The following is a 13,823-nucleotide window of genomic DNA, read 5'->3' as shown; positions in this document are numbered from 1 at the left end:
ACTAATTAATCATTCAACAATTTCCACAATTTATCTTTCAGCTCTTGAAGTCCTTGTTGCGCTACAGATGAAATAAACAAATAATCTACAGGCAATTCGCCATCTAAAATTTCTTTCAGTTCAGCTTTCAGTTCATCATCCAGCATATCACTTTTGGAGATGGCAACAATACGTTCTTTATCTAAAATTTCAGGATTGTAACGTTTCAATTCATCTAAAAGAATATCGTATTGTTTTCTAATGTCATCGGCATCGGCAGGAATTAAAAATAACAACACCGAATTACGCTCAATATGTCGAAGAAAATAATGACCAAGTCCTCTACCTTCTGCAGCACCTTCGATAATTCCGGGAATGTCAGCAATAACAAACGATTGATGATCACGATGCTCTACAATTCCTAAATTAGGTTTTAAGGTAGTAAACTCATAATCTGCAATTTTAGGTTTTGCAGCCGTAACAACCGATAATAAGGTGGACTTCCCAGCATTAGGAAATCCAACAAGTCCAACATCGGCAAGCACTTTGAGTTCTAAAATAATTTCAATCTCTTCACCAGGTATGCCTGGTTGGGCATAACGTGGTGTTTGATTTGTGGAGGTTTTAAAATGCCAATTTCCACGACCTCCCATTCCGCCTTTTGCTATTATCTTTTCTTCACCATGATCGGTAATTTCAAACAGAACTTCGTTTGTTTCTTTATCACGAACAACAGTCCCTAATGGCACATCCATATAGACATCAGAACCATCGGCTCCTGTACTTCTACTCTTACTTCCGTGTTCGCCATGTTCTGCCTTAAAATGCCTTTTAAATTTATAAATATATAAGGTCCAAAGATTTTGGTTTCCGCGTATAATGACATGTCCTCCACGACCACCATCGCCACCATCTGGACCTCCCTTTTCAATATATTTTTCTCTATGTAAATGTGCAGAACCCTTTCCACCATTTCCGGAAGACACATACAATTTTACGTAATCCACGAAATTTCCTTCAGTCATAATTATATTTTAATTTATAAACTTATATTTAAAGATTACAGGCCTAAATTTACACCTGGTACTTTAAATTAATCGTTACATTTTTCCCTAAATAGGATGCTTGCTTTATTTTGATTTTTTGAACTTAAGCCTGTTCAGCTCTCAAAAAACAAATTTCTGCTAAAGCAATTATAGCTTGTCAATTACCTGACTTAAGCGCTTGGTAATATCTTGAATACTACCCACTCCATTCACACCAAAATATTTATTTTGTTCAGAATAGTAATCCTTTAATATAGCTGTTTTTTTATAGTATTCTTTAATCCGATTTCTAATAATAGTTTCGTCAGCATCATCTGGTCGACCACTTGTTTTTCCGCGCTCTAATAAACGCTTCACCAAGACCTCATCATCTACTTCCAAAGCTATCATAGCGTCAATTTGAGAATCTTTTTCATCCATAAATTTGTCCAGTGCATCTGCCTGCGCATTGGTTCTTGGAAATCCATCAAAAATAAACCCTTTTGCGTCGGCATTTTTTTCAACTTCAGCATTCAACATATCAATGGTCACTTCATCAGGCACCAATTCGCCTTTATCCATGTATGATTTAGCTAACATGCCCAAAGCCGTTTCATTTTTAATATTAAATCGGAACACATCACCAGTGGAAATATGTACTAAATTATATTTTTCTTTTAAAAATTCCGCCTGTGTGCCTTTTCCTGCTCCTGGAGGTCCAAATAGGACAATATTCGTCATGTGTTGTGTTGTTTTAAGTTGATATATTTCAGGTAAATCACGCCCTAATCCATCATAGTCTAGACCGTAGCCAACTATGAATTTATTAGGAATTTCCATACCTACATAATGTAATTTATAATCTTTTTTATACGCTTCTGGCTTGTAAAATAAAGTGGCTATAATGAGCTTTTTAACGTTTTCATTTTCAAAAATCCTATGAACCTCTGTAAGGGTGTTTCCAGAATCGATAATATCTTCTAAAATAACAACTGTACGCCCTGTTAAATCTTGAGTTAAACCAATAAGGCGCTGAATATCTTCAGTAGATTTCACACCCTCGTAAGAGGCCAATTTAATAAAAGTGACTTCACAAGGTTTGGGGTATTTTTTTACAAAATCGCTTACAAACATAAACGAGCCATTTAAAATACCAATAAAAACAGGTATCTCATCACCTAATTCATCAGCAATTTCATGAACCATACGTTCTACGGTTGCTGCAATTTCTGTTTCAGAAATAAATGGTTTAAAATATAAATCGTGGAGCTTTATCACGTGTTCTTAATTTTAGAAATGCAAAGATAATCATTTGATTAACGTTTTACGAATTCTTATATATATAGTTAGGAAATAAGTTTTTTGGGAAACACAGGATTTGTATTTTTGTTGGAAATAATTTACCAGTCGCCAATAGGCTAAATGTAAAAAACCATGAATTACTTTTCTTCCAATTTTAAATTAGGCATTTTAGGTGGTGGCCAATTAGGCAAAATGCTTTTAAACGACACCCGTAAATTTGACATCTATACAAGCGTCATGGACTCTAGCCCAGAAGCACCTTGTAAAATTGCTTGTAACGAATTTCATTTAGGCGATTTGATGAATTATGATGCGGTTTATAATTTTGGGAAAGATCTAGACGTGGTTACTTTTGAAATTGAAAATGTAAATACGGATGCCTTGGAAGATTTAGAAAAAAAAGGTGTTAAGGTCTTCCCGTCTTCCAAGACCTTACGGATTATTCAAAATAAAGCTACGCAAAAATTATTTTATTTAGATCATAACATACCTACAGCAGAATTTTCACGCTTTGCTTACACTACTGAAATTAAAGATGCCATTGAAAATGGTGGTTTAAAACTGCCCTTTGTTTGGAAAAGTGCTCAATTTGGATATGATGGAAATGGCGTAAAAGTAGTACGAAAACTAGAAGATTTAAATGGACTTCCTAATGTGGAATGCATTGCCGAAACCATGATTTCCTTTAAAAATGAATTAGCAGTAATTGTGGCAAGAAATTCAAATGGTCATGTAGCAACCTATCCCGTAGTAGAAATGGAATTTCATCCCGAAGCCAATCAAGTTGAATATGTTATTTGCCCTGCCAGAATTGATTCTGAAGTTGCTAAAAGAGCTACAGATGTTGCCTTGCAAATCTCTAAAGCCTTCAATCATGTTGGTCTTTTGGCAGTTGAAATGTTTCAAACACAGGATGACAACATTCTTGTAAATGAAGTAGCTCCAAGACCGCATAATTCGGGACACCAAACCATTGAAGCCAATTATACATCGCAATTTGAACAACACCTTCGTGCCGTTTTAAACTTACCTTTAGGTGACACAAAAAATAAAGCCGCAGGAGTTATGGTAAATTTAGTTGGTGCCGAAAATCATACAGGCAATGTGGTTTATAAAAATATTGAAACCATTATGGGAATGGATGGTGTTACACCTCATATTTATGGCAAAAAACAAACACGACCTTTCCGGAAAATGGGCCATGTAACCATTGTTAGTGACTCAATTTCAGAAGCACGAAAAATTGCAGAGGAGGTAAAGAAAGCAATACAAGTTATTAGTGAATAAACACAGACTATAATATATAAAATATGAGCAAAGTAGGAATTATAATGGGAAGCAAAAGCGATTTGCCAGTTATGCAAGACGCGATTGATATTTTAGTTGAATTTGGAATTGAAATTGAAGTGGATATTGTTTCAGCTCACCGAACACCTGAAAAACTTTTCGACTATGGAAAATATGCACATACACGTGGCATTCAGGTAATAATTGCTGGAGCAGGTGGTGCAGCACATTTACCAGGTATGGTAGCATCTTTATCACCTTTACCAATTATAGGTGTTCCCGTAAAAAGTAGCAATTCTATAGACGGCTGGGACTCCGTTTTGTCTATTTTACAGATGCCTGGAGGTGTGCCTGTAGCAACAGTTGCTTTAAATGGCGCTAAAAATGCCGGAATTTTAGCAGCTCAAATTTTAGGCAGTTCAGATGCAGATATTTTGGATAAAATAATAACCTACAAAGCAGGCTTAAAAGCAAAAGTTATAGATTCGGCAAACGAATTAAAAAAGTTCTAAAACAAATAAACCTCGGCTAGAAGCCGAGGTTTAACGCTATTAATCAATAATTTTTAAGTGAGTATGAAACTCTCATGAAAAAATCTAGTACAAAAGTACTATATAAAAGCATATTTTAAACACCTTATTTTCTTAAATTTTAGTTAATAATGCCGTAATCATTGATGTAGTAAGAAAAGTATCACAATTATTTAGATATTCCTTAACAAGGATAATCAATTAAATTACCCACCTTTATTCACTAAAAAAAATGCCTGAATTAAAAAAGTAAACAACAGTCATGAATATACTTAATAAACCATTCAACACATTATATACTACTACACCATTCTCTAAAATTTCAGATTCAGATTACTTACCAGCCTTCAAAACGGCCATAAATAAGGCAAAAACTGAAATTGATGCAATTACAAAAAATCCCGAAGCACCAACCTTTGAAAACACCATAGAAGCTTTAGACTTTTCAGGAGAAGAACTCGATAGGTTATCGAGTATCTTTTTTAATATGAATTCGGCAGAAACGAATGATACCATTCAAAAAATTGCTCAAGATGTTTCACCTCTGTTATCGGAATTTAGCAATGACATTACCTTAAATCAAAACTTATTTGAGCGTGTTAAAGCGGTATATAATAATAAAGCAAGTTTAAAATTAACAAAAGAGCAAGAAACCCTTTTAGATAAAAAGTATAAAGGATTCTCAAGAAATGGTGCTAATCTTCCAGAAGATAAAAAACAAGAACTTCGGGAGATTGACAAAAAATTGAGCAAGTTAAAATTAACTTTTGGCGAGAATGTTTTAGCTGAAACCAATAATTTTGAGTTACATATTACTGACGAAAAAGATTTAGCTGGTTTACCAGAAGGCGCTAAAGAAGCAGCAAGTAATTTAGCTGAAAGCAAAAATAAAGACGGGTGGTTAATTACGTTAGATTATCCTAGCTACATTCCGTTTATGACCTATGCGGACAATCGGGAAATTCGAAAAAAGCTTGCTATTGCATCAGGCGCAAAAGCCTTTCAGAATAATACATATGACAATCAAGAAAACGTATTGCAAATAGCGAAACTTCGTTTTAAACGCGCTAACTTACTCGGTTACAAAACACACGCACATTTTGTATTGGAAGAACGCATGGCTAAAAATCCAGAAACGGTAGAAGCATTTCTAAATGAACTTTTGGATAAAGCAAAACCAGCAGCTGAAAATGAATTTAAAAATTTAGAGAAATTTGCTAAAGATTTAGATGGTATTGATCAACTTCAAAAATGGGATGGTGCCTACTATGGTGAAAAACTCAAACAGAAGTTATTCGATTTAGATGATGAAAAATTAAAACCTTATTTCAAATTAGAAAATGTTATTCATGGTGCTTTTACAATTGCTGAAAAGCTTTACGGCTTGCAGTTTGAAGAAATCAACACCATAGATAAATACCATAAAGATGTCCTAACATATAAGGTAACCGATACAGCAGGCAATTTAGTCTCTATATTTTATGCCGACTTTTTTCCAAGACCAGGAAAACGCAATGGTGCCTGGATGACGGTTTACAAACCACAATTTATTAGAGAAGGTGAAAATAGTCGCCCACATATTTCTATAGTTTGCAATTTTACGAAACCAACAAAAACAAAACCATCGTTGTTAACTTTTAATGAAGTGACAACGCTATTTCATGAATTTGGCCATGCTCTTCACGGTATGTTAGCAAACACTACCTACCCAAGTTTATCGGGAACAAGTGTGTTTTGGGATTTTGTAGAATTACCGAGTCAAGTTTTAGAAAATTGGTGTTATGAGCGTGAAGCTTTAGAAATTTTTGCAACTCACTATGAAACTGGCGACGTTATTCCAATGGATTTGATACAAAAAATTAAAGCATCGGCAACATTCCATGAAGGCATGCAAACCATGCGCCAAATTAGTTTTGGACTGTTAGACATGAGCTGGCACGGACAAGATCCAACGGGTATTATTGATGTAAAAGCACAAGAGCTAAAAGCATTTGAAAACACCAAATTATATCCGGATGTTGCGGAAAACTGTATGAGCACATCATTCTCTCATATTTTTCAAGGTGGTTACAGTTCAGGATATTACAGTTACAAATGGGCTGAAGTTTTAGATGCAGACGCTTTTGAGTACTTTCAAGAACAAGGCATTTTCAATGCTGATGTCGCTACAAAATTTAAAGACAACATCTTATCCCAAGGCGGAACCGATGACCCTATGGTTTTATACAAACGCTTTAGAGGTCAAGAACCACAACCAGACGCTTTACTAAAACGTGCTGGGTTGATTGAGAAATAGAAATTTTACCCTACTTTTGATAAAAATTGCTAAATAATTTTATGCCTAAACATCTTATAAACCCAGATCAATGGATAGATCGGTATTCAGATTACTTATTTAATTTTACGATATCACGTGTTAGTGATCGTGAAATTTCTAAAGATTTGGTACAAGACACATTTTTTGCAGGCTTAAAATCCATGAAAAACTTTAAAGGTGAAGCCAGCGAACGCACATGGCTAATCTCTATTTTAAAACGAAAAATTATTGACCATTATCGGAAAATAAATTCTAAAAAAGGACAAGCCGAAGTGCGCATGTCCTACAATAGTAACGAGGAAGAAGGTGATTGGCTTGAGGAACGTATTGCAGACCCGTTTGATAAAACAGCCGAAGACACTTTAGAAAATGATGAATTAGGTGATGCCATTTATAGTTGTTTAGAAAAGCTTCCAGAGAAACAAGCAACCGTTTTTAAAATGAAAACTATTGAAGGGTTAGAAACAGAAACCATTTGTAATGAATTAAACATTACAGCGTCTAACCTATGGGTTATTGTTCATAGAGCCCGAACTGCCATGGCAGATTGTATGGAAAAAACATGGTTTAATTAGCAATATGAAAAAAAGATATTTATTTATTACCTGTGAGGAAGCACAGCACATTTGTGACAAAGCACAATATAATGAAGCTACTAATTGGGAAAAATTCAAACTCACTTTACGGTATTTTTGGTGCCATATAACGCGTTCCTATGTTAAAAGAAACAGCAAACTTTCTGAATCTGTAAAAAACTCAAAACTTAACTGTTTAAAAACCATAGAGCGCGAGCAAATAAAAGCACAGTTCACTAAAGAACTATCCAAACAAGAGCGTAAGTAGCAACCAAAAAATAGGAATACTCTCCACCCAAAAGCCGCTGTAATATTTCCCCTGACGCCTGCTTGCAAACAAGATACTTAACATCACTAAAACAGCAACAATCAATTGAATTAACAAGTTATCCGCAATTTTTTCAGAAATAAAGAATTCCAATCCAAAAAATAAACACGCTAAAATAACGCCCATAATTTTAGTGTTTTTAATACCAATTTTTTGAGGTATTGTAGCTAACTTCAGACTATCAAATTGCATATCCCGAATTTCAAAAGGGAGCATTAAAGCCAAAACCAACAAAAACCGTTGTAAAAAGACCCAGACTACAGTAACATCTAAAAGGCGATTATTGTTAATTAACGGAATAAGCACAGTAACTCCAGCCCAAACCAAAGCAATCACATAAACTTTAAGCCCACTTACGTTTCGTAAATTTTGTTGTTTATCAAAATAAAAACTTTTTGGAAGAAATGGTATCGCATATAAACATGTAATAAGCGCAAAAACACTTAAATACATTATGGTTTCCATTTGCAATTGAAAGGCAAAAAAGCTCATAAACATTAGACATATAAAGGACAAAATTTGAATAATTTTCAGCCAACGTGACAAGCTTCTATGATGAAATTTTGCCAAACCAAAAAACTTCACAAAATTATAACCAGCAATAGATGCAAAAAATATAAAAAAAAGCACATTTGCATCAAATGGAATTTGATACTCAATGAGTGTTAACCAACTTAACGCAAAAACGGATAAAGCTACGTGAATACTGCTGTTTAAATAAAAATCAAAAAGGTGTTTTCCGAAACGCATAATACAAAAATACACAAAGTGTTAATAACAAAATTAATTGGTTAAAAACTTTCATTTTCATTAACATTAAAACGTGAATAATTCCGTAAATTTGCAGCCTAAATTCAACACAACTTTTAATGAATACAACTGCTTTCGCACAACGTCACATTGGTCCACGAGAAGAAGACCAAAATCGCATGTTACAAACCATTGGTGTGGACTCATTAGATCAATTAATTTATGAGACTGTTCCAGATGATATCCGATTAAAATCAGCGTTAAATCTAGATGAAGCCATGAGTGAGCAAGAATACTTGACACATATTCATGAATTATCAAAACGTAACAAAACGTACAAAACATATATTGGTTTAGGATACCACCCAACAATATTACCAGCGGTTATTCAACGGAATATACTAGAAAATCCTGGTTGGTATACAGCATACACGCCTTACCAAGCAGAAATTGCACAGGGACGTTTAGAGGCTCTTTTAAATTTCCAAACCATGATTTGCGACTTAACAGGTATGGAACTCGCTAACGCGTCACTTTTAGATGAAAGTACGGCTGCAGCTGAAGCTATGGGCTTATTATTTGCTGTTAGGTCTCGTGATCAAAAGAAAGCAAACGTTAATAAATTTTTCGTTTCAGAAAATATTTTACCACAAACCTTATCGCTATTAGAAACACGTGCAAATCCAATTGGTATTGAATTGGTTGTAGGAAATGAAGACACTTTCAATTTCTCATCCGAATTCTATGGTGCCCTATTACAGTATCCAGGCAAAGACGGACAAATTACAGATATAAAAACATTTATTTCTTCAGCCAACAATCACGGAATAAAAGTTGCTGTTGCTGCCGATATTTTAAGTTTAGTGAAATTAGAAGCCCCTGGGAAATTTGGTGCGGATGTGGTTGTTGGAACCACACAACGCTTTGGTGTCCCTATGGGTTATGGTGGACCTCACGCAGCTTTCTTTGCAACAAAAGAAATGTATAAGCGGGATATTCCTGGGCGTATTATTGGTGTCACCAAAGATATGAACGGAAATCGTGCGTTACGCATGGCATTACAAACCCGTGAGCAGCATATTAAACGAGACAAAGCAACATCTAATATTTGTACGGCTCAAGTGCTTTTAGCTGTTATGGCTGGTATGTACGCCGTTTACCATGGCCCAAAAGGGTTAGAGTTTATAGCCAATCGTATTCATTATACAGCTGTATCTGTTTCGAATGCTTTAGAAAAACTTGGCATTAGCCAGCTAAACACAGCATATTTCGATACGATTAAAGTTAAAGCAAACGCTGAAAATATTAAAGCTGCTGCCGAAAAAGCAGGCGTTAATTTTTATTATCCAGATGCCGAAACGGTTACAATTTCTATTAATGAAACAACAACACTAAAAGATGCGAATCAAATTGTTTCTATTTTTGCAGGTGTTGCTAATAAAGAAACGGTAAAAATTGAAACGCTTTCTGAAACCAATATGGTTATGGAATCCTTACAAAGAACAACGGATTTTTTAACACTTGATGTATTTAATTCACACCATTCGGAAACAGAGCTAATGCGTTATATTAAAAAATTAGAACGCAAAGATTTATCATTAAATCACTCAATGATTTCATTAGGCTCCTGTACTATGAAGTTGAATGCTGCTGCTGAAATGTTACCATTAAGCTCTCCAAATTGGGGCACTATTCACCCATTTGTTCCTGCTGATCAAGCCGAAGGTTATCTAACTATCTTAAAAGAATTAGAAAATCAGTTAACAGAAATAACGGGTTTTGCAGCCACATCCTTACAGCCAAATTCAGGTGCTCAAGGTGAATTTGCTGGTCTTATGGTAATTAAAGCTTACCACGAATCTCGTGGTGACCATCATAGAAATATTTGTTTAATACCTTCATCTGCTCATGGAACAAACCCAGCAAGTGCTGTTATGGCAGGAATGAAAGTAGTTGTAACAAAATCTACTGAAAAAGGAAATATTGATGTAGACGATTTACGGGAAAAAGCAGAGTTACACAAAGACAACCTATCATGTATAATGGTTACTTACCCATCCACTCATGGCGTTTATGAGTCTGCTATTAAAGAAATAACTCAAATTATTCATGACAATGGTGGTCAAGTGTATATGGATGGTGCCAATATGAATGCACAAGTTGGACTAACCAACCCAGGAAATATTGGAGCTGATGTTTGTCACTTAAACCTTCACAAAACCTTTGCCATCCCTCATGGAGGTGGTGGACCTGGCGTTGGACCTATATGTGTAGCTAAACAATTAGCACCATTTTTACCTAGCAACCCTATTATTAAAACAGGCGGAACAAATGCTATTTCGGCAATTTCTGGAGCGCCATTTGGATCATCTTTGGTATGCTTAATTTCTTATGGTTATATAAAAATGTTAGGCGCTAAAGGCTTAACCGACGCTACTAAAGTAGCAATACTTAACGCCAACTATATTAAATTCCGTTTACAAGGCCAGTTTGATACGCTGTATTCAGGAGAACGCGGGAGAGCTGCTCATGAAATGATTGTAGACTGTCGGGCTTTTAAAGAACATGGCATTGAAGTTACCGATATCGCGAAACGGTTAATGGATTATGGCTTTCATGCACCAACCGTATCGTTCCCAGTAGCTGGAACCTTAATGATTGAACCAACTGAAAGTGAAAGTAAAGCTGAAATGGATCGTTTTTGTGACGCTATGATTTCAATCAGAAAAGAAATTGAAGCGAGCTCCAAAGACGACACAAATAACATTCTTAAAAATGCACCTCATACATTAGAAATGATTACAGCCAATGAATGGCTAATGCCTTACACCAGAGAGCAAGCAGCATTTCCTTTAGAATATGTTCGTGATAATAAGTTTTGGCCTACCGTAAGACGTGTTGACGACGCTTATGGCGACCGTAATTTATTTTGTACTTGTGCACCTATAGAAGAATATATGGAAGCATAACACTCTTAAAAACTTAATAAAGCCTTCTAAAACGAAGGCTTTATTTTTTATTGATACAACAATTTCTGGCGATATTTTTATCATATTCGCAAAAAAATAAACAATTAGGCAAAGTTGTAGTTATTAAGTATAATTTAATACTTAATTTAGTAATTGCCTAATAAAAATTAACGCATAATATGGCAATAAGAATCACAGGAACTGGCAGCTATATACCAAGTAGTATAGAAACAAATGCGAACTTTAACAAGCATGAATTTCTTAATAATGATGGCTCTATATTAAAGCATGACAACGATGTTATTATTGAGAAATTTAAGGCTATTACAGGCATTGGAGAGCGCAGATATGCTGATAAGCACCTAAACACATCTGATCTGGGATTTTTTGCTGCCGAAAAAGCCATTGCAGACGCTAGTATAGATCCTGAAACGTTAGACTATATAATTGTAGCGCACAATTTCGGAGATGTTGTTCACAACACGATTCAAAGTGATATTCTGCCCTGTTTGGCTTCAAGAATCAAACATAATTTACGAATTAAAAACCCCAAATGCGTAGCTTACGACATTCTATTTGGTTGTCCTGGTTGGATAGAAGGTGTCATTCAAGCTCATGCATTTATAAAAGCAGGTATTGCCAAACGCTGTTTGGTTATTGGTACAGAAGCACTATCTCGTGTTGTAGATAAGCATGACCGTGATTCTATGATTTATAGTGATGGAGCAGGCGCAACTATCATTGAAGATACAAATGAGGATAGAGGAATTTTAGCTCACGAAACCGCTAGTTTTACCTATGACGAAGCTTTCTATTTATACTTCGGAAATTCTAATAATAAAGATCTTTGTCGAGATACGCGTTATATTAAAATGGATGGTAGAAAAATTTACGAATTTGCTTTAACCAATGTACCATTAGCCATGAAAACGTGTTTAGACAAAAGCGGTATACCTATAAAAGATGTCAAAAAAATTCTGATTCACCAGGCTAATGAAAAAATGGATGAAGCTATATTAAAACGCTTTTACAAGTTATACGAAACTGATATTCCTAAAGGTATCATGCCTATGAGTATTCAAGAGTTTGGAAATAGCTCTGTAGCTACCATTCCAACACTTTACGATTTAATTACGCATGACAAGATGGAAAACCAGCATATAAATAAAGGAGATGTTATTATATTTGCTAGCGTAGGAGCAGGCATGCATATCAATGCTATGGTCTATAGGTATTAACAATTTCCAATTAATTTATTAAATCCGCCTTCAGCTTTCTAAAGAAATATTATGTACGAAAAAAGTTATCCTAATAAACGCTTCAAACATACCGCTAAATTTCTTCAAAAGCATATTCCAACCCATTATAATATTTTAGATTTAGGTGTTGAAAATCCATTTACACCTATTATGAAGGACCTAGGTTATCAGGTTCAAAACACATTGGGTGAAGATTTGGATGTTCATACTGCAGCTATAGAAAAATCGGATGCAGAAGTTGTTACCGCTTTTGAAATTTTTGAACACTTACTCTCTCCATTTACCGTTTTACAACGCATTAAAGCTGATAAATTAGTAGCAAGTATACCGCTTCGCCTATGGTTTTCTCCTGCCTACAGAAGTAAAACAGATATGTGGGATAGACATTATCATGAATTTGAAGATTGGCAATTTGATTGGCTTTTAGAAAAAGCTGGCTGGAAGATAATAGCGCGTGAAAAATGGACCAATCCAACTAAAAAAATAGGCATCAGACCCATTTTACGTTGGTTTACACCTAGATATTATATTGTCTATGCGGAAAGAATAAACAAACAATAATTATTCCATTTAAAATTTCACATTTTGAGAATAAGTTTATAATAGTTCCCAAATTTGAATTCCTGTAACTTTAAACCTTAAATCATAACTTTTGAATTTTTATATCATCATTCCAGCCCACAACGAAGAGATATATATTAAACAAACTTTGGTATCTCTAGCAAGCCAAACCTTTTTACCAAAACAGGTGGTTGTTGTGAATGATAATTCTACCGATAAAACTCAGCAACTTGTTGAAGGTTTTACCACAAAATATAACTGGATTTCATTAATAAACACAATATCTTCTAACAAACATTTACCAGGCAGCAAAATCATCAATGCGTTTTACAAAGGCTATGAAACGCTGGATGAAGATTATGATGTGATTTGTAAATTTGATGCCGATTTAATATTTCCCGATAATTATTTGGAAGAATTAGCAAAACATTTCCAAGCGAATGACAAGCTAGGAATGGCTTCTGGATTCTGTTATATTGAAGAAAACAATGAATGGATTCTTGAAAACCTAACGCGAAAAGATCATATACGTGGCGCATTAAAAGCCTACAGAAAAAACTGCTTTTTTGAAATTGGCAAACTGAAACCATCCATGGGTTGGGACACCGTAGATGAATTACTTGCCAAATTTTACAACTGGGAGATTTTAACGGATGAAAACTTACACGTTAAACATTTAAAACCAACCGGTAAAAGCTACAATAAAGCGTCAAAATACTTACAAGGTGAAGCCATGTATAAAATGCGATACGGATTTTTAATTACACTGATTTCGGCTTTAAAATTAGCTTATAAAAAAGGAGAATTTCGACTTTTTAAGGATTATATGTCTGGTTATTTTAAAGCAAAAAAAAATAAAACAGAACCGTTAGTTACCAAAGAACAAGGCATTTTTATTAGAAAACTTCGCTGGAAGGGTATACTGGGGAAGTTTAAATAAT

General features: G+C 34.7%; 12 protein-coding genes. 9 read left to right on the top strand and 3 right to left on the bottom strand.

All coding sequences use genetic code 11. The annotated features are described in order from the left end of the window. Positions 1–5: 5 nt before the first annotated feature. Both obgE and BM239_RS12970 read right to left on the bottom strand, forming a co-directional pair. Positions 6–1,004, bottom strand: a complete 999-nt coding sequence (gene obgE, locus BM239_RS12975; RefSeq protein WP_092209320.1) for a GTPase ObgE — start codon at positions 1,002–1,004, stop codon at positions 6–8. A 168-nt stretch (positions 1,005–1,172) separates the two neighbouring features. After that, complete coding sequence (locus tag BM239_RS12970) at positions 1,173–2,282, bottom strand: adenylate kinase (RefSeq protein ID WP_092209318.1); 1,110 nt, start codon at positions 2,280–2,282, stop codon at positions 1,173–1,175. Between the two features lie 156 nt (positions 2,283–2,438). Here BM239_RS12970 and BM239_RS12965 point away from each other — a divergent pair, with 156 nt between their 5' ends. The 5 genes from BM239_RS12965 (at position 2,439) to BM239_RS12945 (ending at position 7,283) form a co-directional block, all read left to right on the top strand. Next, positions 2,439–3,593: a 5-(carboxyamino)imidazole ribonucleotide synthase gene (locus BM239_RS12965; protein WP_092209316.1), complete on the top strand. Its 1,155-nt coding sequence runs from the start codon at positions 2,439–2,441 to the stop codon at positions 3,591–3,593. A gap of 23 nt (positions 3,594–3,616) precedes the next feature. Further along, positions 3,617–4,105, top strand: coding sequence for a 5-(carboxyamino)imidazole ribonucleotide mutase (gene purE, locus BM239_RS12960; RefSeq protein ID WP_092209314.1), 489 nt, complete (start codon positions 3,617–3,619; stop codon positions 4,103–4,105). A gap of 280 nt (positions 4,106–4,385) precedes the next feature. Continuing rightward, a complete protein-coding gene (locus BM239_RS12955) occupies positions 4,386–6,419 on the top strand; it encodes a M3 family metallopeptidase (protein ID WP_092209312.1) in 2,034 nt (677 codons plus the stop codon). A gap of 41 nt (positions 6,420–6,460) precedes the next feature. Next, positions 6,461–7,015, top strand: coding sequence for a sigma-70 family RNA polymerase sigma factor (locus tag BM239_RS12950; RefSeq protein WP_092209310.1), 555 nt, complete (start codon positions 6,461–6,463; stop codon positions 7,013–7,015). A 4-nt stretch (positions 7,016–7,019) separates the two neighbouring features. Further along, positions 7,020–7,283, top strand: a complete 264-nt coding sequence (locus BM239_RS12945) for a hypothetical protein (RefSeq protein ID WP_092209308.1) — start codon at positions 7,020–7,022, stop codon at positions 7,281–7,283. On the opposite strand, the gene BM239_RS12940 is transcribed toward BM239_RS12945, so the two are convergent. After that, entirely contained in the window at positions 7,260–8,093 is an 834-nt protein-coding gene (locus tag BM239_RS12940) for a UbiA prenyltransferase family protein (protein ID WP_177209043.1), read from the bottom strand. The genes BM239_RS12945 and BM239_RS12940 overlap by 24 nt on opposite strands. A gap of 119 nt (positions 8,094–8,212) precedes the next feature. Between BM239_RS12940 and gcvP the strand changes: the two genes are divergently transcribed. From gcvP to BM239_RS12920, 4 genes are all read left to right on the top strand, one after another. Continuing rightward, positions 8,213–11,062: an aminomethyl-transferring glycine dehydrogenase gene (gene gcvP, locus BM239_RS12935; protein WP_092209303.1), complete on the top strand. Its 2,850-nt coding sequence runs from the start codon at positions 8,213–8,215 to the stop codon at positions 11,060–11,062. 179 nt (positions 11,063–11,241) lie between these two features. Beyond that, on the top strand, positions 11,242–12,300 hold the full coding sequence (locus BM239_RS12930; RefSeq protein WP_092209301.1) for a 3-oxoacyl-ACP synthase III family protein: 1,059 nt from the start codon (positions 11,242–11,244) through the stop codon (positions 12,298–12,300). Between the two features lie 51 nt (positions 12,301–12,351). Then, a complete protein-coding gene (locus BM239_RS12925) occupies positions 12,352–12,882 on the top strand; it encodes a methyltransferase (RefSeq protein WP_092209299.1) in 531 nt (176 codons plus the stop codon). Between the two features lie 91 nt (positions 12,883–12,973). Next, positions 12,974–13,822: a glycosyltransferase family 2 protein gene (locus BM239_RS12920; RefSeq protein ID WP_092209298.1), complete on the top strand. Its 849-nt coding sequence runs from the start codon at positions 12,974–12,976 to the stop codon at positions 13,820–13,822. Position 13,823 lies beyond the last annotated feature (1 nt).

Source organism: Algorimicrobium echini (assembly GCF_900115185.1).
Lineage (GTDB): Bacteria > Bacteroidota > Bacteroidia > Flavobacteriales > Flavobacteriaceae > Algorimicrobium > Algorimicrobium echini.
This window is presented reverse-complemented; position numbering and strand designations above follow the sequence as displayed.